Origin of the sequence: Herbidospora solisilvae (assembly GCF_009901565.1) — a bacterium.
GTDB lineage: Bacteria > Actinomycetota > Actinomycetes > Streptosporangiales > Streptosporangiaceae > Herbidospora > Herbidospora solisilvae.
The window spans coordinates 122663-141519 of sequence record NZ_WXEW01000005.1; the positions used below are offsets into that span (position 1 = coordinate 122663).

Below are 18857 nucleotides of genomic sequence, written 5' to 3' on the forward strand. Positions count from 1 at the left end.
GCTCCTCAGTCCAGGTCCCGGACGCGGCCAAGCCACGACTGGTCGGCCTCACGACCAAGTCAGACGGTAAAGAAGGGAGATGTCCCCGCGTATCCGACTGGGGGTTGGACATGTCTCCGACCACAGGGGGAAGCCGGGGTGCCGCGTGATCTTTTGTTTGGTGTTCGTGCTGGTCACGGTGGCCTGGTATCTCCTCCGGGGGGTTTCGCGGTGGTCGCCGAGAGCACGGCGGGCCGTTGGGATCGGGTCGCCCTACACGCGGTTCCTGCATCAGTGGGTGCTCTCGGCGCCCGCCACGTTCACCTATGTCGTGGTGTTCACGAGTTCGACGATTCTGCAGCGGACGGGGCCGCCGGATCTGATCGACGTGCTGACGACCTTTCAGAGCACCAATCTGGCGCGGTTGTCCGACAATCCGCTCGTAGTGCTCGCGGACAGCGCGCTCTGGGTCTCGGACCGGGGGGCGTTCCTGGCCTTCTACATGATCGTGTACGCCACCGTCGTCGCCTGGGCCGAGCAGCGCTACGGGACGCCGCGCATCATCGTCATCGGGCTCTGCGGGCACGTGTTCGGGTCGCTGCTGACGGCGTTCGTGGAGTATCACGCCATCACCAACGGGCTGGCTCCGGCGCGGCTGGCCGTCTCCACCGACGTCGGGGTCAGTTACATCATGGTCGCCGGGGTGGTGGCCGCCGTGGTCCTGATGCGGGGGCGGTGGCGGGCCGTCGGGGTCATCACGCTGACGCTGGGCGTCGGAGCGCCGATCGTGATCAGCCGGAGCGTCTGGGACCTGGGGCATCTGCTGGCCACGATCTGCGGTCTGGTGGCCGCGCTGATCTGCCTGCGGGTCGCGCCGCCGCGTACACCACCCGCTTTTGACCTGGGAAAATGGGGTATGTCCCCTTCGTCGCCGGTCTTGGGGGGAAACGATGGCGCGGGGTGACGTGCCGCGGGTGGCGTCCATCGTGTTGACGGTGCTGGCGGTCTACTCGGCGGCGATCGCCATCGTGCCGCCGCTGCGCGAGATGGCACGGCCGCTGACCGCGCTGGTCGACGACTTCGCCGTTCCGCTGACGCCCAACCTGGCCTACGCCGCCTTCCTCGGGCTGCTCGCCGGGGCGCTGGCGCGGCGCAAGCGGGTGGCGTGGCGGTTGCTGGTGCTGCTGCTGGCGTTCTCGGTGCTGCTCAGCGTGATAGCCACGCCGCTGGTGGCGATCGCGCCGATGGCGGAGATACCCGACCAAGGACGGCTGCTCAGCGAGGTGCTGGTCTCCGGGGCGATCGCGCTGATCCTGATCGGCTATCTGTGGTGGGGACGGGCCGAGTTCTTCGCCAAGACGCAACCCGCGTCGTTCCGCAAGGCCACCGCCACGCTCATCGCGCTGCTCGGGGTGTCCTACGTCGTGGGCTTCCTGCTGACGATCTTCTTCCCGGGCGACCTGATGCGGTCGGCCCGCGCGATCTGGGTGCTCAGCCGGGTGCTCGGCGGGGTGATCGAGGTCGAGGACTACGGCCATCCGCCGGCCTGGGTCGCGTTCCTGATCGGGCTGATGAGCGCCGTCGCGCTGCTGGTGGCGTTCGGCGTGCTGTTCCGGTCGCAGCGGCAGCGGGCCGTGCTCGCGCCCGGCGACGAGGAGCGGCTCCGGGCGCTGCTGGGCGAACGCGACTCGCTGGCCTACTTCGCCACCCGGCGCGACCGCAGCGTCATCTTCTCGCCGAGCGGCAAGGCCGCGGTGTCGTTCCGGGTGGTCAACGGGGTCACCCTCGCGGGCGGCGACCCGCTGGGCGACCCCGAGGCGTGGGACCACGCGATCAAGGCGTGGATCGGCCAGGCCCGCGAGTTCGGCTGGACCCCGGCCGCCATCGGCTGCGGCGCCGAAGGGGCCAGGGCCTACCAGCGGGCCGGCCTGAAGGTGCTCGAACTCGGCGACGAGGCCGTCATCGAGGTCAAGAGGTTCAGCCTGCAGGGCCGGGAGATGCGCGGCGTCCGCCAGGCGGCCAACCGGGTCGAACGGGCCGGCTACCAGCTCCGGGTCCGCCGCCACGGCGACATCGCCCCCGAGGAGATGCGGCTGATCAGCCGGCGCGCCGACGCCTGGCGCGACACCGAGACCGAACGCGGGTTCTCGATGGCCCTCGGCCGTCTCGGCGACCCGCTCGACGCGAACTGCGTGCTGGTCGAGAGCCTCAGCAGGGACGGGGACGAGGCGGCGCTGTTGTCGTTCGTGCCGTGGGGCGAGCGGGGGCTCTCGCTCGACCTGATGCGCCGTGACCGGACGGCGGAGAACGGCCTGGTCGAGTTCATGGTCGCCGGGCTGGTCAGGAACGCCGGCTGGCTCGGGGTCGAACGGGTCTCGCTCAACTTCGCGGTCTTCCGGTCGGCCTTCGAGGAGGGCGCGAGGATGGGCGCCGGCCCGGTGATCCGGGCCTGGCGGCGCACCTTGTTGTTCCTGTCACGCTGGTGGCAGCTCGAAGCGCTCTACCGGGCCAACGTGAAGTATCACCCCGAGTGGGTGCCCCGCTTCCTCGCGTACGGGGACACCCGCGACCTCGTCAGGGTGGGCATCGCCTCGGCCATCGCCGAAGGCTTCTTCAAGCCGCCGACGCTGCCCCGGATGCTCAGCTCTGCACGAACACCGACCGCCAGTTCGGCTGCTCCAGGTAGCGACGCAGCTCGACCAGGCCGCTGAGCCAGCCGGCCCACCCGGCGTAGGGGGGCTGGGCCGCGTCGAACCCGCTCGTCACGAACGTCAGGGTGGTCCTGCCGCCGGAGCCCTCGAGCTCCCAGCTCGTCACCATGTTGCCCCAGTCGATCGTCGACGCGGTCGGCTCCAGCGTGACGATCTTCGCCGCGTAGTCGCCGGCCGCCTCGAAGCCGCCCATCGCGAACCGGCCGCCGACCTCGGGCTCGATCTCGATCGGGTAGCCGAACCACGCGGTGGCCTGCGCGGAGTCGGTCAGCGCGGTGTAGACGCGGTCGGCCGGGGCGTCGATCTCCAGCGTGGCGGAGAACGCGCCGACCTTGGCCGTGTAGTCGACCTTCGGGCCGAGCGTGCGGCCCTCGACGTGGTCGGCCAGGTTGCCGAGCGCCAGCGCCCAGAAGGTCTCCAGTGCGGCGAGCGGGCTCGGGCTGCCCGAGAAGACGAGCGAGCGGTCGAAGTGGGACTGGACCACCGCGACCACGGTCTCCCCGTCGGTCTCGGTGAGCCGGATCTCGGTCGTGGTCTCGGTGCCGTCGAGCGTCCAGGCGAACTTGATCAGGTCGTCGGCGACCTCCAGCACACGCTGGTGGGGAGCGTCGCCGTCCAGGGTGTGGCGGCCCCAGAAGTCGTACCGCTCGGGCAGGTCGACCTCGGCGTGCTCGGCGAACCAGACGCGCAGCTCGGCGGGGTCGGTCAGGGCGTGGAACACGGTCTTGAGCGGGGCCTGGATCCGGACGGCCGTGAGGGGGGACTGGGTCATGACTCTTCTCCTTGCTGGTTCGGGTAACAGGCCACGACGAGCTTGAAAGGGTCGCCTTCAGCACCGCCGTACTTCGTGAACAGTCGTTGCAGGGTTTCCTGGAGCTCGGCCAGGAACTCCGGCCGTCGCTCCGTCGGGACGCGGATGTCGCCCGAGACGCCGATCGACGGCAGCTCGGGGACCGATCGGTCGAGTGCGGCGATGTCGGCCTGGACCTCTTCGACCAGGTCGAGGAGGTGGCCCAGGCTCAGCTCGTCGCGGGCCCGGCCCAGGCCGATGTGGCCGACGAGCCGGGGTGAAAGCCAGTAGGAGCGGGCGGTGGCCTGGTAGATGCCCTCGGAGATGCCGCGCACCTTCCGTTCGGACACCTGCTCGACCAGCCCGGCCTCCACCAGGCGTTTCACGTGGTAGTAGACCCGCTGCGGGGTCTGCGCCAAGATCGCGCCCACTTCGCCGCAGGTGCGCGGCTCGGCGAGCTGCCGCAGCACGTCGATGCGCTGTGGCTTGAGCAGGGCCTCGGCCTGCTCGATCTGTTCCAGGTACAGGACGTCTCTCATCGCAAAAATAAGTTTGTACGTAAAAAACTCCCTTGTCAATGGGGCGCGAAACCGTGATGCGGAGCGAGAGGGTGTCCCCCTAAAGTGCCCACCGTGGAACAAACCGACCGCAAAGCGCTCATCGCCGCGGGGGTGACCGTGGTGCTCTGGGCGTCCGCGTTCGTCGCCATCAGGCACGCCGTGCTCTCGTACTCCCCCGGAGCCCTCGCCCTCGGGCGGATGCTCGCCGGATCGCTGACCCTCCTGGTCATCCTGCTGGCCCGGCGCGAAGGGCTGCCCCCACGTGCGGCCTGGCCGGGGATCGTCGTCTCCGGCGTGCTCTGGTTCGGGATCTACATGATCGCCCTCAACTGGGGCGAGCAGGAGGTCGACGCCGGGACGGCCGCCATGGTCGTCAACATCGGGCCGATCATCATCGCCCTGCTGTCGGGGCTGTTCCTCGGCGAGGGGTTCCCACGTCGCCTGCTCATCGGCATGGCCGTGTCGTTCACCGGCGCGGTCGTGGTCGGCTACTCCATGTCGGAGGGCGGCGGGGCCTCGGTGCTCGGTGTGGCGCTCTGTGTGGTGGCCGCGCTGACCTGGGCGATCGCGACGATCGTGCAGAAACCCGCGCTGCGGCACGCCTCCGCGCTCCAGGTGACCACCTTCGGCTGCCTCATCGGCGCGGTCACCTGCCTGCCGTTCGCCGGGCAGCTCATCGGCCAGGCCGCCGACGCGCCGCTGTCGGCCACGCTGAACCTGGTCTACCTCGGCGTTTTCCCAACGGCGTTGGCCTTCACGACCTGGGCTTACGCCCTGGCGCGGACGACGGCGGGGAAGATGGGCGCCACCACCTACGTGGTGCCGGCGATCGTGATCGTGATGGCCTGGGTGGTCCTGGGGGAGACCCCGACCTGGCTGGCCCTGGCGGGCGGCGCGCTCTGCCTGGCCGGTGTGGCCGTCTCCCGGCGGAGAACGGCCTGATCATCTCTCTGTCGCGAGTGAATTTCTCACGCGACGGAATGCGTGATCGTGCCCGAATAAGAACCCGCGACCGCCGATGACGGAACTCTGACAATTACTGTCGGATTCCACGCGACCGTGGTGTTTCCCACCGCCAGAGTCACGCTGAACGCCGTGTGCGTGCCCGTGAGGGCGATCGCGTTCGCGGCGGTGAGCTGGCCCGGAGTGAACACACCCGTGCCCGATACGGTGGTCGCCGGGCCCGACCAGTAGGAGATGTTGGGCCTGGAGATCGTGGACGTGTTGCCGCCGACCGTGGTCGTGAAGTTGGTCGTGCTCACCGTGGCCGTGTAGCTGACCTGGACCGCCGAGCCACGGGTGTCGGCGACGGTGACCGTGCCGAGCTGGGCCGACAACTGGCCTCCGATGGTGGTGCTGCCGAGCGCTCTGGACGTGGGAACGGTGATGGCAAGACCGGCGTTGGCCGCCCGTTTCGCCGAACCTTCCCGCCATCTGCCGGACTCTCGACGGGGTGCCGGGCGTGCCGGGGACGGCGGGCCACTTCGGGTCGACTCCTCCTGAGTGGCGACCAGGACGCCGCCCATGGTCCCGCCCTCTCCGCCTTCCTCCGCCACGGCGGGGGCGGCCGTCACGACGGCGGCGACCACGGTTAGCAGGACCGCCGTCACGCGTGGTCTCAGGGTGTCCTCCGGGCCCGTCGCCAGATGAGGTAACCACCGCCCGTCACGGTGAGCGCCCCCGCTGCGACGAGCAGGGCGGTCGTCGAGGGAAAGCCGGTGCTGCTCTGTTTCACGACGGCCGTCGTGTCGCGGGCGACGGGGAACGTCACCGTCCCACTCGCGGTTCTGGTGGTACGTCCGCTCGTCAGCTCCAGGTCCGCCTTCCACGGCCCCATGGGCAGCGAGGGATCGAGGAGGACCTCGACCTGCCCCACGTCCTGGGGCGCCAAGGTCACGCCGCTGGTCACCGGGAACGGTCCGGCCGACGTGCCGCCGGGGCCCTCCGAGAGCCGCAGTTCACCACTCATGTCGACGGCCCGCCGGCCGGTGTTGGTGACCTGCGCATCCAGGCGCGGCTTCCCCGCCGGGTCGCGGCTCGCCCAGATCTTGTCGACGCGGAAGTCGGTCGGCGGTTCGCCGCCGGTCCCGACGTCGAGGTAGACACGGATGCCCACCCGGTTGTTGACCTGGACGTTGTGTTGCCCGGTCGCCGAGGAGCGGGCCTCGGCCCACATGACGGCGTACCGCTCGCCCTTCCAGGCGGTCCGGGGCACGCGGATGGTGGCCTTGAGCATTCGTTCGCCGCCTGGAGGCAGCGTCACGGCCGGGTGGTCGAACGAGATCCACGACGACAACTCGTTGCGCGTCTGTTCCGGCAGGAAGCCGAACTTCTTCTGCCTGATCTCGGCCCCGGCCGCGTACAACCACAATGTCTGGGGTCTCGCGGAGGTGTTGTTCACGGCGAACCGCCGGTGGATCACGGTCCCCGGCTTCACGTGGTCGACGATGTAGGCCCGCGCGCGTGGATCGTCGGCCCTGTCCTCTGGCGCCTCGACGAGCCGGATCCCGATCAGCCCCTCCGGCTTCGCGTCCGCCCGGCCGGTCAGGGCGGGGAGGGCGAGCAGCACCAGGAGAGGCGCGATCAGGATCCGATGGAAAGCGGCGCGGTCACGCGACCGAATGGGTCACCGTCCCCGTGTACGTGCCGGCGACCGCGGAGTTCGGGATGGTGACGCGAAGGGTCGGGTTCCAGGTGACCGTGTTGTTGCCGACCAGCGCGGCCGCGGTGAACGCCGTGACCTGGCCGGTGAGCGGCGCGGCCAGCTGCACGGTGAGCTGGCCGGGTGCGAAGGTGCCGACGCCGCTGGTCGCGGTGGCCGCGCCCGACGCGTAGGCGGCGTCGGCCTTCGGGATCGTCTCGTTCGCGGTGCCGCCACCTGTGGTGAAATCGGTCGAGGTGACACCGGCGGTCCACGAGCCGAGCAGCGTGCCGCGCAGGTCGGTGACCGTGACCGGGCCGATCGTGCCCTGAAGGGTGGTGTCCGAGGCGCTGTTGCCCAAGTTGATGCTCGCCGGGGCGCTGATGGTGAGCGCGCCGCCCTGGATCGTGAAGGTCACAGTGGTGTCGGCGGCCTGCGCCGGGGCAACGGAACCGATCAGCAGCGCCATGGCCATGCCGATCACATATTTGAGAAGCCGCATCGGTCATCCTCACATCGCCCGGAAACACCGGGTTGCGAACAAGTCAGCGCGAGCGTAGATCGCTGACGAGCCGCCCCCGGCGCTCCGCGCGCAGGTCAGAGGAGATCTTGACCATCCGCTGGGTCACCGCAGGGTGGTCACCCTGTAGTGAGCTCGGGCAGCACCTTCGCGCCGAACGTCTCGATGAACCGGGTCTGCTCCTTGCCCACGTGGTGCAGGTAGACCTCGTCGAATCCGGCGTCGGCGTACCCGCGCAGCCAGTCGGCGTGCCGCGAGGTGTCGGCGGACACGAAGACCGACTTGGCGACCTCCTCGGGGGTGACGAACCGGGCCACGCTGTCGAACATCTCCATGGTGTCGAAGTCCCAGCTCCCGGGCGGGCCGACCACGTTCGACCGCCACTGGTCGTGCGCGGTCGCGAGGGCCTCCTCCTCACTCGGCGCCCAGCTCAGATGCACCTGTACGGCCGCCGGCCCCCGCCCGCCCGCCTCGCGGTAGGCGTCCAGGACCTCCTTCGACTTGGGGCTGTTCACCGTGATCAGCCCGTCGGCCCACTCCGCGACCCACCTGGCGGTCTCCACACTGACCGCCGCGCCGATCAGCTTCGGCGGCTCCGCCGGGAGCGACCACACCCTGGCCCGGTCGACGGTGACGAGCCCGTCGTGGGTGACCTCCTCGCCGTTCAGCAGGGCCCTGATCACGTCGACGCACTCGCGCAGCCGCTGCTGCCGGATTTCCTTGCGCGGCCACCGGTCACCGGTGACGTGCTCGTTCGACGCCTCGCCGGAGCCGAGCGCGGCCCAGAAACGGCCCGGGAACATCGCCGCGAGCGTCCCGATCGCCTGCGCGACGATCGCCGGGTGGTAACGCTGGCCGGGCGCGTTCACCACGCCGAACCGCAACGTGGTGGCCTGCAGCGCGGCGCCCAGCCATGACCACGCGAACCCCGACTCGCCCTGCCGGGCGCTCCAGGGCGCGATGTGGTCGGAGCACATCGCCATCGCGAAGCCGGCCTCGTCGGCGAGGCGGACGGCGTCCAGAAGATCACTGGGGGAAACCTGCTCATGGGAGGCGTGAAAGCCATAGATCGCCATGCCTATCGACTACCCCGGCAAGTCATCCGCTATCGGGCGTAAAGCGGGCAGCTCTATGGTGGGCGCATGTCCTCAAGATCACTGTTGACCGGCGCCGCGTTGACCGCGACCGCCCTGCTCACCGTCGCGGCCCCGGCCGCCCAGGCGGCGGCACCCGCCCCCGCCACCGTCGCGAAGAACGTGTTCAAGGGCTTCGTCGCGAAGGACAGGAAGGCGATGCTGAAGTGGGCCGCCCCCGACGCGGTCGACAAGCTCCTCAAGTACAAGTTCCGCACCCCCGACAAGTTCGCCGGCTGCACGGCCGCTGGAACGTGCCGATACGTCCACACGAGCGTGAAGGTGCCGGGCGACCTCAACGGCATCCTCATGGTCGTCAAGGGCTCCCGGGTGACCGCGGTCTACACCTCGCAGCACGTCACCTCGCCGTCGACGGTCGCGAAGACCTTCTACCGGTACTGGCAGCTCGGCGCCAAGACCCGCGCCCGCGAGATCGCCACCGCCGGGGCCATCAAGACCCGCTTCGCGGTCAAGTACGACCCGACCGGCGTGCCCTACCACAGGCAGGGCTGCTCCAAGGAGACGAAGGGCTACAGCTGCGCCTACTCCTACGAGGGCGGCGCCATGTTCCTGCACGTGCGGGGCACGAAGGCGGCCGGCTACTACGTGAACTCCGTGAGTTACATCGCCGACTGAAAAGGCATATAGGTCCCGTCTCGGCCGACGGGACCATGCACAGACCCGGTTTGGGTCGGCACGCTGGGTGTCCGGCAACTCTCCCGAAAGGGGAGTCCCATGGACACGCTCATGCCCGTCCTGTTCATCCTCGCCGTGATCCTCCTCGTGTACGGCGCGGCGCAACGCAACCCGCTCAGGAAGTGCCCTCGCTGCGGAGGCAAGGGCACTCTCCCGTCGAGTGTGTTCGAAGGCCGCTACCGGATCTGCCCCCGCTGCGACCGCAAGGGCGAGATCGGCGGCTAGCGAACCTCGTCCCTCGTCATCCGCGTGCTCCGCGGCGTTTCGCCGCTCGGTCGAGTGCCCAGATGTAGTACCAGGGGCCGCTGCGGATCGCGCGGAGGCTGTTCTGGTTCATCGCCTGGATGACGCCCCACAGCCCGCCCGTCGCGCCGAGGATGCCCAGCGCGGGCAGGAGCGCCGGCCCGTGGACGGCCACGAGCGTGGCGCTCACCGTGCCCACGACGGCCCCGCTCGCGGCGACCGCCCGGGTGCTCCGGACCCTCGCCATCTCGTCACGGCAGTCGAGGATGTGCCCCTCGATCTCAAGGCCGATCCTGGCCAGTTCCCGCTCGGACTGGACGGCGTCATGCGCCTGGTCGAGTCTGGCGAGCGTCTGGCGCAGGTGGTTGCGGAGACGTTCGTAGGACCCGAACTCCTCGACGGTGATCTTGCCGAAATCGCGCAGACCGACCCCGTCGATGAACGGCAGGTCCATCTCCAGGATCGGCCGGACGACTCTGCTCTTGACCGGCCTGTCACCGGAGACCTCGATCGCCCGGCGCCCCTCGACGAGAAAGTCGATCACGTTCTTGTGCTTGACCGGCTTCGTCTTGCCGACGGCGCGTCCGTCCTCCAGACGTTGGGTGCGGACACTGTAGCTGGGCAGATACCACGCGAGTCCGGCCCGCAGCAGGGGCTCGGCGTCTCTGATCCAGGTTCCGAGACGCGCGAGGTCGGGCGTGGTGAATCCGACGTACCGGTCGTCCCAGGCCTCGGCGTATCCGTCCCTCTTCCGGGACCCCTCCGCCACGCCGAAGTAGTTCGTCGGCATGTCGCCCAGATTCGGCTTGTCGGAGCTGTATCGGTGAATTTCGTGGTACTTCCCGCGCCAGTCGTCCGACAGCAGCAGCGTGTCGGAGATGAGCGAGACGCGCTTGGTGATCAGGTCGAAGGAGCCCCGCCGGACGCCGAGACCGACGTCGAACGTGTGGTTGCCGATTCCGGCGCGGTCGGTCAGCGTGGCCCTGTGGTCGTCCCAGAAGTAGACGGCGTACCGCCGCGCGACCTCCTCCGGGGGATCCTGAGGAGACACATGGCGGTAGAACCGCCGCATGTGCTTGGCGATGACATGATCCTGAACGCCTCCGCGCCGCCACGGCCACATCCATCAAGCGTAGATTCTGCGGACCTTGGCCGGCAGGGCGCTCCCACGGCCCCGCCGACCAAGGTCACGACCAGCGATCAGCGCACGTACACGTTGGGCCTGGCCGGGGTCGCCATCCCGTCGCCGATGAAGAAACTCGGGTGGGGCGGCTGGTTGTAGGCGGTGTTCTGCCAGGCCAGCGCGGCGCGGTACATCGGGTCGTGCAGCAGCGTGTGGATCTTCACGCCGGTGACCGTGGGCGTCGAGTAGACGCGCAGCGCCCGGTTGTCGCTGGTCGGCCAGATCACCTCTTCGCGCCAGTCGCCGAGGATGTCGCCCGACAACGACGGGGTCGCCTTGGTGCCGTTGTTGGAGTGCACGCCCGAAGCGGTCAGCAGGCGGGTGTCGCCGCCGGTGCCGTACTTGTCGATGCGCACGTCGTCGAGGAGTTCGCGTACGGGATCGGCGTCCCACCAGGCCAGGAAGTTGATCGACGAGGGCTCCCGGCCCAGGCTCGCGCCGGTCGGCGACCGGAGCGTGGTGTCGCGCGCCGACCACGACTCGGCCCCCGCGCTGCCGGCCCACACGTCGGCCGAGACGCCGCGGCCGTTGTCGCCGCCCGAGGCGGTCTGCCAGAGGATCTGGCCGGTCCGTGCATCGGCCATCCACGAGCCCGGCTTCGAGGTGTCCTCGCTGACCTTGAAGATCTCCAGGCCCTGCCGCGCCGGATTCAGGTCGCCGACGTGCAGCGCGTCGCCGTGGCCGAGGCCGGTGCTGTAGAGGCCCGAGCCGTTGTCGTTGATGACGGCGGCGCCGAAGACGATCTCGTCGCGGCCGTCGGCGTCCACGTCGGCGATGGAGAGCTGGTGGTTGCCCTGGCCCGCGTAGGAGGTGGCGTTGTTGGAGTCGAAGGTCCACCGGCGGGTGAGCGAGCCGTTGCGGAAGTCCCAGGCCACCACGACCGCCCGGGTGTAGTAGCCCCGGGACATGATCAGCGAGGGGCGCTGGCCGTCGAGGTAGGCCGTACCGGCCAGGAACCGGTCGACCCGGTTGCCGTAGTTGTCGCCCCAGCTGGAGACGGTGCCGCGTCCCGGGAGGTAGTCGACGGTCGACATCGCGGCGCCCGTCTGGCCGTTGAACATGGTCAGGAACTCGGGCCCGGAGAGCACGTAGCCGCCGGAGTTCACGTAGTTCGCCGACGCGTTGCCGATCACGGTACCCCGGCCGTCGACGGTCCCGTCGGCGGTCTTCATGGCGACCTCGGCGCGGCCGTCGCCGTCGTAGTCGTACACCTGGAACTGCGTGTAGTGCGCCCCGGCGCGGATGTTGCGGCCGAGGTTGATCCGCCACAGGCGGGTGCCGTCGAGCTTGACGCCGTCGACGTAGACCGGGGACGTGACGCCCGACTGGGAGTTGTCCTTGGCGTCGTTCGGCTCCCACTTCAGGACCAGGTCGACGCGGCCGTCACCGTCGAGGTCGCCGACGCCGGCGTCGTTGGCGGTGTAGTTGGAACTCGGCGGCGTGATCGGGACGTCCAGGTAGCCGTTGGCGAACCTCAGCGAGGTCTCCGAGCTCGGCCCCTCCACGCCGCCGGTCACGGCCCTGATCGTGTACGTCGCGTCGGACGCCGCCCCGCTGTCCAGGTAGTTCGTGGAGTTGGAGACGGTGGCCACGCGGGTGCCCGACCGGTAGACGTTGAACGAGGTGTCCCTGGCCTCGGTGCCGAGCAGCCGCCACGACACGAGGTTCGCGCTGCCGCTGCGGACCGAGATGACGCCGCGGTCGAGGTCCTCGACCTGCTTCGCGCCACTCGGCGTGGGCTTGGGCGTGGGCGTGGGTGTCGGGGTGGGTGTGGGAGTCGGCGTCGGCGTAGGTGTCGGGGTCGGAGTCGGGGTGGGGGTCGGCGTCGGGCTGGGCTGGGGGCCGTTGCAGGGGACGCCGTTGAGCACGAAGTTCGTGGGCGCGGGGTTGTTGGTGCCGCTCATCGAGGCGTTGAAGCCGAACGCGGCCGAGGCTCCCGTCCCCAGCTGGCCGTTGTAGCCGGCGTCGTCCGCCGTCACGTTGGCGCCGCTCTGGGTGAGCGCGGTGTTCCACGCCTGGGTGATCTGCTGCCCGGCGGTGAACGTCCAGGTCAGCCGCCATCCGTCGATGGGGTCGCCGAGGTTGTTGACGGTGACGGTGGTGGAGAAGCCGCCAGGCCACGACGTGCCGACGGAGTAGTCGATCCGACAGGCCACGGCGGCCTTGGCCGGACCCTGCCAGGCGACCGCGGCGACCAGCAGCCCTGCCGCGATGAGGGCGAAACGTTTCATAGCCGGTCCAATCTGGGGGAGCGTCAGGCCCAGAACGTAGAAATCCCGACTCAATTGGTCAACGATCGCCGACTTCGCCGTAATGTCATCCGAGGTCGTGACTGAAACGTTCAGATCGGCCGATTCGGACTCATGGGCCCCATGTCCATTTTTGATTGGCGGCCGGACCGCACGAGAAAGCCTGATCTGTCGGCACACGGCGCACCTGTCGGGCGGGGCCGACAATGGCCGACCCTTCGCCGGGATATCCGGATTTAGCCAGCGTACCGGCCCCGAAAAAAGGGACACAAGCCCACATCGCGGCGCTCGAATTTTTTCTTCGGAAGTTTGTTTACAGGCCCGATCGCCGGGGGTAGTTCAGGGGTGTCACTAAATAAGGCGCCACCCCCCGGGGCGAAAATCAAATGAGCTCGATATTTGTGGGGGTGTGTTGTGAGCAGGCTGATCGGCAGAACATGGGCGGTTCTCGTCTCGCTCGCCTTCGCCGTCATCGGATTGTTCGTTCCCGCAGGTACGGCTCTTGCCCTGTCGGTGACGCCGGTGCCGGACGTGGTGGTCGACACTGAGGAGACCGTCGCGGGACGCATCAATCTACCGCGGTGGCCCGGCGATCTCGCGCCGGGCGGAGATGCCACGGTGACGCGGACGATAAAAACAACGAGAAATTATCTGCTCGTCGAATTCGTGCCGGTGATTCTGGTCAGAGATAATCGGCCGGTTCAGGTATACGGCGCGTGGCGGCTGCCAACCTCCGCCCACGTCGCCGGCACCCCCGCACACCGGGCCCGCGCACCGCCTCACACCTGAGCCGAACCAGCGACTTACCGCGAAAAGAGATCACGATTGGCGTGCCCCCACCAACGGGGGCACAGCGGTACCTTTTCTCCCCGCGAAGCTAGAAGGAATCGAACTCCGGCGCGTCTCCATGCCGCCGGTGGCCCCGTTCCGCACCTCGCTCGGCGTGGCGACCGTCTTTTGACGTCCTGCCGCCCCGCGTGGTGACCGGCGGTGCCGAGGGGCGGGGCGAACGCGTGGCCATGGCTGAGCCGCGCCACAGCCCCGAACACCCTCCCTTCCTGCGCGACGAGATGACCACTGGGGATGACCACTGCGAAGGAGTGGACAGGCCTCTGAGAGCATCGGGTTACCAACGACCGATGTCAGGAGATCCCTGTGGCCGTCGACCGGCTCCTCCCCACCCCGGAGGCCCGTGACCTGCTCGACCTCACCCGTGATGTGGCGGACAAGGAACTGCTGCCCATCGTGGACCGGCACGAGCGCGCCGAGACCTATCCCGAGGGCCTGTTCGCGACACTCGGCGCGGCCGGCCTGCTGAGCCTCCCCTACCCGGAGGAGTACGGCGGCGGTGGCCAGCCCTACGAGGTCTACCTCCAGGTGCTCGAAGAACTCGCCGCGCGCTGGGCGGCGGTGGCCGTGGCGGTGAGCGTGCACTCGTTGTCGTGCCATCCCCTGGCGACGTTCGGCACCCCCGAGCAGATCGAACGCTGGTTGCCCGACATGCTCGCCGGCGACCTCGTCGGCGGCTACAGCCTCTCCGAACCCCAGGCCGGCTCCGACGCCGCCGCCCTGACCTGCCGCGCCACCCGCGTCGCCGACGGCTACGAGATCAACGGCGCGAAGGCGTGGATCACCCACGGCGGCCGCGCCGACTTCTACGCCCTGTTCGCCCGGACGGGCGAGCAGTCGATCTCCTGTTTCCTCGCACCGGGCCAGGTCGACGGCCTGACCTTCGGCAAGCCCGAAGAGAAGATGGGCCTGCACGCCGTCCCCACGACCAGCGCCCACTGGGACGGCGCGATCCTGCCCGCCGACCGGTTGATCGGCGCCGAGGGCCAGGGACTCCAGATCGCCTTCAGCGCCCTCGACTCGGGCCGCCTCGGCATCGCCGCCTGCGCGACCGGCCTGGCCCAGGCCGCCCTCGACGCCGCGGTCTCCTACGCGAAGGAACGCACCACCTTCGGCAAGCGCATCATCGACCACCAGGGACTCGGCTTCCTGCTCGCCGACATGGCCGCGGCCGTCGACTCGGCCCGCGCGACGTACGTCGACGCCGCGCGGCGCAAGGACGCGGGCCTGCCGTTCTCCAGGCAGGCGTCGGTGGCGAAGCTCGTGGCGACGGACGCGGCGATGAAGGTGACGACCGACGCGGTCCAGGTGTTCGGCGGATACGGGTACACGCGCGAGTTCCCGGTGGAGAGGTACATGCGCGAGGCGAAGATCATGCAGATCTTCGAGGGCACCAACCAGATCCAGCGATTGGTCATCGCGAGAGGCCTGGCCCGCTAACCGCGATGGAGCCGGGAACGGACCTCCGCGACGAACCGGGGGACCCTGCATTTCTCAAGTGAGGACAGGACGTCTTCGACAGTCATCGCGGGGTGCGGCGGTCTGCCGGTCGCCGCGGCCTGGTCCTTGACCACATTGAGGATCACGGCCGGGGCGGACTCCAGTTCGTGAAGCAGGAAGGTGTCGGGGTCGAGCGGCTCGACGTCCCATGGTCGGCAGGCGGCGCGGGCGAAGTCGCGCAGATTGAACGTGACGATCGCGTCGGCGTGCCCGCGCACGGCGGCCGCCAGCACATGTCGGTCTTTGGGATGGTTCGCCATGGAACGTTCCAGAGATTCCCAGCCCGTCACCATCGCTTCCGGAAACGCGCTCTGGACGAGTGACAACATCCGCGCCACCTTCGGCTCGGGCATTCCTTTGCGGATCAGGGCCTTCTGGGCCTCCGCCAGGATGCGCTCGCTCCATAACGGCTGGTAGGTGCCGGCCTCCGCGAGCCGCAGAAGGGTGTCACGCAGGGCGTTCGGATACAGAACGCATGCGTCCAGGATGGCGGAGAATGGCACGCGGACAGCATATGTACATTTCAGGAAAGCGTCTTAGGAATCGTCTGACGGCTTGTCGTATGTGCCCGCTTCTATGGATTCCTGAGTGAGTTCATCCAAGATGCGGCGCCGTTCGACACGTCGCTTTTCCTGATATATCAGGACATCTCGGAGCTTCACGCGCCGATGTGCTCCCGGACGGTCGGTCGCCCGTTCGTACGGGATTTCGCGGCTTTCGAGGAGCTTGACGAAAGTCGGCCGGGAGATTCCGAGAAGTTCGGCGGCCTGGTAGGTCGACAACGTCGTGTGCTGCGGCGCGACCGTCACGGCCAGACCCTGCGACAGCGCCTCGGCCACTTTCAGCAGAGCGTCGTAGACGGGAAGCGGCAACGGCAGTCGGGGCGAACCGTCTGGGCCGGTCAGGAGGGCCGGGCGGTCGGCGACCGGGCGTCCTCGCCTGTGTAGTTCCGCAACGAGATCGACTATGGCGGCCTGGTTTCCAGGATCTTCATCGGGGAGGAATGTCCTGGTGTCACCGGCGGCCAAAGATGTGTCGCCCATCCGAGACCTCCGTCACCTCATGCTGCCGTAGCCGGAACTCTACCCTGAAACGAAAATATCGAAAACGTAATTGGTGAATTCTGTTGGAACACCCGGATTGTGAATTCGCTTGATCTTGTTTTCAGCCGGGTAGCGGGGGCGACAGGTCCCAGACGCGGATCGACTCGTCGCGGCCGCCCGTGACGGCGACCGGTTTTCCGCCGACCGTGCCGAACGCCGCGCAGTACACGCGGTCGGTGTGCCCCTCCAGCGGGCCGCCGAGTTCGGCGCCGGCGGTCAGGTCCCAGACGCGGGCGGTCTTGTCCTCGCTGGCGGTGATCGCGATCGGCTTTCCGTCCGACTCGCCCAGGGCCACGCCCCACACCCAGCTCGTGTGGCCGGTCAGCGGGGTGCCGAGAGTCGTGCGGGTCGTCAGGTCCCAGAGGCGGGCGGTCTTGTCCTCGCCGCCCGTCACGGCGATGGGCCTGCCGTCGAGTTCGCCGATCTCGACTGATCTGGCCCAGCCGATGTGGCCGGTCATCGGCTCGCCGAGTTGTTTTCTCGTGGTCAGGTCCCAGACCCGGACCCAGCCCTCGTCGCCGGTGCTGACGACGATCGGGACGCCGTTCGCCTCGGCCAGCGCGACCGCCCAGACGGCGCCCGTGGTGCCGGTCATGGGCTCGCCGATCTGCTCGCCGCTGTGCAGGTCCCAGACGCGGACGGTGCCGTCGACGCCGCCGCTGACCGCGATGGGGTCGCCGTTCAGCGTGCCGATGTCGACGCCCTTGACGCCGCCCTCGTGGCCGAGCATCGGGTTGCTCATCTGGGTGCCGTTGCGGAGGTCCCAGATGCGCAGTGAGCCGTCGTCGGCGGCGGTGACGGCGATCTCGGTGCCGTCGAGCAGGCCGACGGCGACGTCTCTGACCCACTTCTCGTGGCCGGTCATGGCGTACAGCTCGGAGCCGGTGTTCAGATCGACGACGCGGACCGTGTTGTCGTCGCCGCCGCTCACCGCCGTCGGCACCCCGTCGATGTCGATGAAGCCGATGTTGCGGACGTCGTCTTCCTGGACGTCGACCGGGCCGCCCACCGGGCGGCCGAAGGTGACCGGGGCGGGGGTCAGCGTGGTGCCCATGCGGGCGCCCTCGCCGGTCGTGGCGGTGTCTCCGTCGGGCCAGAGTTGCCAGGTCAGGATGCCGCCGGCCACCGCGACCGCCAGGGCGCCGGCCAGCCAGGCCGGTTTGCGGTTCTTCACCGGGGGCGCGAGCGGCATGGTCTCGACCGCGAACTCGTCGCCCGTCAGGGCCTTGACCAGGTCGGGGGCCGTCGGGCGGAGTGCCGGGTTCTTGTTCAGGGCCTGCTCGATCAGCGGCTTGAGGCCCGCGGGCACGCCGTCGAGTTGTGGCTCGCGGTTCATGATGGCGTTGATGATCTGCGGCACGGTCGTGCCGGGGAAGGCGCGTCTGCCGGTCGCGGCGAAGGCCATCGTGGCCGCCCACGCGAAGACGTCGGCGGCGGGGGTGACCTCGCCGTGCTCGATCTGCTCGGGGGCCATGTAGCCGGGGGTGCCGATCGAGCCCGACATCGTCGCGGTGTGGTCGAGGGCGCGGGAGATGCCGAAGTCGATCACGACGGGGCCTTCCGGGCCCATCAGCACGTTGCTGGGCTTGAAGTCGCGGTGCACGATCCCGGCCCGGTGGATGGCCGCCAGCGCGGTCGCGGTCGCCACGGCCAGGCGTTCGAGGCCGCCGCCCGTGCGGGGGCCTTCCTGCTGCACCACGTGGTGGAGGGAGGCGCCGGGCACGAACTCGCTCACGATGTAGGGCCGGTCGCCGAAGACGCCCATGTCGAGCACGCGGGCGGTGCAGAACGGGGCGACCCGGCGGGCCATCTCGACCTCGCGCAGGAAGCGACGGCGGTGGTCGGCGTCTTTCGACAGTTCGTCGTGGAGGACCTTCAGCGCGACCGGGGTGCCGTCGGGGGTCTCGGCGCGGTAGACCGCGCCCTGGCCGCCGTGTCCGATGCGGTGGAGGATGCGATAGGTGTCGATCGACGCCGGTATGCCAGGCTCCGCGTTCACGACCTCATGATAGGAGCGGTCCACCGAACCGCAGGATCACGATTCGGCCAGCCCCCCGCAGGCAGCGGCCGGGCGGAGAGGTGGATGCGGCGGGCGATCTCGCGGTTCCGCGGACGCTCCCCCGACGAGCCGAAGGCGCGCGGTCGGATCCGTGTGAACGCGGGTGAGAACGCACACGCTGGTTCACACGGCACCCCCGGATAGTCGGAGACGTCACGAAGACAGAAGTCCAAGAGGGGGACATCACAATGAGCGAGTCCGTTAAGGCTCTGATCGCCCAGGCGCGCGCGCAGATCGACAACCTGCCGGTCGACGAGGTCGCCAAGGCGGTCGAGGCCGGCGGCGTCACGCTGGTCGACCTGCGGGAGCCGGGCGAGGTGGAGAAGGAGGGCACCATCCCGGGGGCCGTCCTCGCTCCCAGGGGGATGCTCGAGTTCTACGCCGACCCGTCCAGCCCGTACCACCGCGCCGAGTTCGACCCGGCCGGCACCGTGATCCTGTTCTGCGCCTCCGGCGGCCGGTCGGCGCTGGCCGCCCGGACGCTCCAGTCGCTGGGCTACCAGGACGTCGCCCACCTCGACGGCGGGTTGAAGGCCTGGAAGGACGCGGGCCGTCCGACCACCCACGAGAACTGAAAGTGGATCTGGGCCGATGCCGTCCGTCAATGTGAGAGTAGTCGGAGACGGCGGCTAGGCCGGGGA

Annotated in this window: 19 protein-coding genes; 8 read left to right on the top strand and 11 right to left on the bottom strand. The window is 69.1% G+C overall.

Annotation, left to right across the window (positions count from 1 at the left end):
* Nucleotides 1-145: 145 nt before the first annotated feature.
* Together GT755_RS17380 and GT755_RS17385 are read left to right on the top strand one after the other, a co-directional pair.
* A complete protein-coding gene (locus tag GT755_RS17380) occupies nt 146-943 on the top strand; it encodes a rhomboid-like protein (protein ID WP_202610175.1) in 798 nt (265 codons plus the stop codon).
* On the top strand, nt 930-2690 hold the full coding sequence (locus GT755_RS17385) for a phosphatidylglycerol lysyltransferase domain-containing protein (RefSeq protein ID WP_161480752.1): 1761 nt from the start codon (nt 930-932) through the stop codon (nt 2688-2690). The genes GT755_RS17380 and GT755_RS17385 overlap by 14 nt, the downstream gene beginning before the upstream one ends.
* Here the strand turns inward: GT755_RS17385 and GT755_RS17390 are convergent.
* Both GT755_RS17390 and GT755_RS17395 read right to left on the bottom strand, forming a co-directional pair.
* Complete coding sequence (locus GT755_RS17390; RefSeq protein WP_161480753.1) at nt 2620-3462, bottom strand: SRPBCC family protein; 843 nt, start codon at nt 3460-3462, stop codon at nt 2620-2622. The genes GT755_RS17385 and GT755_RS17390 overlap by 71 nt on opposite strands.
* Nucleotides 3459-4019 carry a winged helix-turn-helix domain-containing protein gene (locus GT755_RS17395; RefSeq protein WP_161480754.1) on the bottom strand — a complete coding sequence of 187 codons (561 nt, stop codon included), beginning with the start codon at nt 4017-4019 and terminating at the stop codon, nt 3459-3461. Before GT755_RS17395 ends, GT755_RS17390 begins: the two co-directional genes overlap by 4 nt.
* 93 nt (nt 4020-4112) lie before the next feature.
* On the opposite strand from GT755_RS17395, the gene GT755_RS41140 reads away from it, so the two are divergent.
* Nucleotides 4113-4982 carry a DMT family transporter gene (locus GT755_RS41140; RefSeq protein WP_161480755.1) on the top strand — a complete coding sequence of 290 codons (870 nt, stop codon included), beginning with the start codon at nt 4113-4115 and terminating at the stop codon, nt 4980-4982.
* A 26-nt stretch (nt 4983-5008) separates the two neighbouring features.
* On the opposite strand, the gene GT755_RS17405 is transcribed toward GT755_RS41140, so the two are convergent.
* From GT755_RS17405 to GT755_RS17420, 4 genes are all read right to left on the bottom strand, one after another.
* Nucleotides 5009-5650, bottom strand: coding sequence for a hypothetical protein (locus GT755_RS17405; protein WP_161480756.1), 642 nt, complete (start codon nt 5648-5650; stop codon nt 5009-5011).
* Nucleotides 5651-5658: 8 nt separating this feature from the next.
* Nucleotides 5659-6609: a COG1361 family protein gene (locus tag GT755_RS17410; RefSeq protein ID WP_161480757.1), complete on the bottom strand. Its 951-nt coding sequence runs from the start codon at nt 6607-6609 to the stop codon at nt 5659-5661.
* 40 nt (nt 6610-6649) lie between these two features.
* On the bottom strand, nt 6650-7183 hold the full coding sequence (locus GT755_RS17415; RefSeq protein ID WP_161480758.1) for a hypothetical protein: 534 nt from the start codon (nt 7181-7183) through the stop codon (nt 6650-6652).
* Nucleotides 7184-7320: 137 nt separating this feature from the next.
* Nucleotides 7321-8277, bottom strand: coding sequence for a TIGR03885 family FMN-dependent LLM class oxidoreductase (locus GT755_RS17420; protein ID WP_161480759.1), 957 nt, complete (start codon nt 8275-8277; stop codon nt 7321-7323).
* Nucleotides 8278-8343: 66 nt separating this feature from the next.
* Here GT755_RS17420 and GT755_RS17425 point away from each other — a divergent pair, with 66 nt between their 5' ends.
* The gene (locus GT755_RS17425) at nt 8344-8970 is read left to right on the top strand and encodes a hypothetical protein (RefSeq protein WP_161480760.1); all 627 of its coding nucleotides are present in this window, start codon (nt 8344-8346) and stop codon (nt 8968-8970) included.
* A gap of 99 nt (nt 8971-9069) precedes the next feature.
* The gene (locus tag GT755_RS17430; protein ID WP_161480761.1) at nt 9070-9255 is read left to right on the top strand and encodes a hypothetical protein; all 186 of its coding nucleotides are present in this window, start codon (nt 9070-9072) and stop codon (nt 9253-9255) included.
* 16 nt (nt 9256-9271) lie between these two features.
* On the opposite strand, the gene GT755_RS17435 is transcribed toward GT755_RS17430, so the two are convergent.
* Nucleotides 9272-10396 carry a hypothetical protein gene (locus GT755_RS17435; protein WP_161480762.1) on the bottom strand — a complete coding sequence of 375 codons (1125 nt, stop codon included), beginning with the start codon at nt 10394-10396 and terminating at the stop codon, nt 9272-9274.
* Between the two features lie 77 nt (nt 10397-10473).
* Nucleotides 10474-12687 (bottom strand): rhamnogalacturonan lyase family protein, encoded by a 2214-nt coding sequence (locus GT755_RS17440; RefSeq protein WP_161480763.1) that lies wholly within the window; start codon nt 12685-12687, stop codon nt 10474-10476.
* Between the two features lie 432 nt (nt 12688-13119).
* Here GT755_RS17440 and GT755_RS17445 point away from each other — a divergent pair, with 432 nt between their 5' ends.
* Both GT755_RS17445 and GT755_RS17450 read left to right on the top strand, forming a co-directional pair.
* The gene (locus tag GT755_RS17445; protein WP_161480764.1) at nt 13120-13494 is read left to right on the top strand and encodes a hypothetical protein; all 375 of its coding nucleotides are present in this window, start codon (nt 13120-13122) and stop codon (nt 13492-13494) included.
* Nucleotides 13495-13860: 366 nt separating this feature from the next.
* On the top strand, nt 13861-14994 hold the full coding sequence (locus tag GT755_RS17450) for an acyl-CoA dehydrogenase family protein (protein WP_161480765.1): 1134 nt from the start codon (nt 13861-13863) through the stop codon (nt 14992-14994).
* On the opposite strand, the gene GT755_RS17455 is transcribed toward GT755_RS17450, so the two are convergent.
* The 3 genes from GT755_RS17455 to GT755_RS41145 form a co-directional block, all read right to left on the bottom strand.
* The gene (locus GT755_RS17455; RefSeq protein ID WP_161480766.1) at nt 14991-15557 is read right to left on the bottom strand and encodes a PIN domain-containing protein; all 567 of its coding nucleotides are present in this window, start codon (nt 15555-15557) and stop codon (nt 14991-14993) included. The two genes, GT755_RS17450 and GT755_RS17455, sit on opposite strands and share 4 nt — an antisense overlap.
* 33 nt (nt 15558-15590) lie before the next feature.
* Entirely contained in the window at nt 15591-16097 is a 507-nt protein-coding gene (locus GT755_RS17460) for an excisionase family DNA-binding protein (protein ID WP_161480767.1), read from the bottom strand.
* A gap of 121 nt (nt 16098-16218) precedes the next feature.
* Entirely contained in the window at nt 16219-18156 is a 1938-nt protein-coding gene (locus GT755_RS41145) for a WD40 repeat domain-containing serine/threonine protein kinase (protein ID WP_161480768.1), read from the bottom strand.
* 248 nt (nt 18157-18404) lie between these two features.
* Here GT755_RS41145 and GT755_RS17470 point away from each other — a divergent pair, with 248 nt between their 5' ends.
* Nucleotides 18405-18791, top strand: a complete 387-nt coding sequence (locus tag GT755_RS17470; protein WP_030452721.1) for a rhodanese-like domain-containing protein — start codon at nt 18405-18407, stop codon at nt 18789-18791.
* Nucleotides 18792-18857: the final 66 nt, after the last annotated feature.

Coding starts and splice junctions, on each gene's coding strand:
- GT755_RS17435 (WP_161480762.1), bottom strand. CDS start 10,396: ATGTGGCCGTGGCGGCGCGGAGGCGTTCAGGATCATGTCATCGCCAAG.
- GT755_RS17385 (WP_161480752.1), top strand. CDS start 930: ATGGCGCGGGGTGACGTGCCGCGGGTGGCGTCCATCGTGTTGACGGTG.
- GT755_RS17420 (WP_161480759.1), bottom strand. CDS start 8,277: ATGGCGATCTATGGCTTTCACGCCTCCCATGAGCAGGTTTCCCCCAGT.
- GT755_RS17440 (WP_161480763.1), bottom strand. CDS start 12,687: ATGAAACGTTTCGCCCTCATCGCGGCAGGGCTGCTGGTCGCCGCGGTC.
- GT755_RS17460 (WP_161480767.1), bottom strand. CDS start 16,097: ATGGGCGACACATCTTTGGCCGCCGGTGACACCAGGACATTCCTCCCC.
- GT755_RS17470 (WP_030452721.1), top strand. CDS start 18,405: ATGAGCGAGTCCGTTAAGGCTCTGATCGCCCAGGCGCGCGCGCAGATC.
- GT755_RS17425 (WP_161480760.1), top strand. CDS start 8,344: ATGTCCTCAAGATCACTGTTGACCGGCGCCGCGTTGACCGCGACCGCC.
- GT755_RS17430 (WP_161480761.1), top strand. CDS start 9,070: ATGGACACGCTCATGCCCGTCCTGTTCATCCTCGCCGTGATCCTCCTC.
- GT755_RS17390 (WP_161480753.1), bottom strand. CDS start 3,462: ATGACCCAGTCCCCCCTCACGGCCGTCCGGATCCAGGCCCCGCTCAAG.
- GT755_RS17415 (WP_161480758.1), bottom strand. CDS start 7,183: ATGCGGCTTCTCAAATATGTGATCGGCATGGCCATGGCGCTGCTGATC.
- GT755_RS17395 (WP_161480754.1), bottom strand. CDS start 4,019: ATGAGAGACGTCCTGTACCTGGAACAGATCGAGCAGGCCGAGGCCCTG.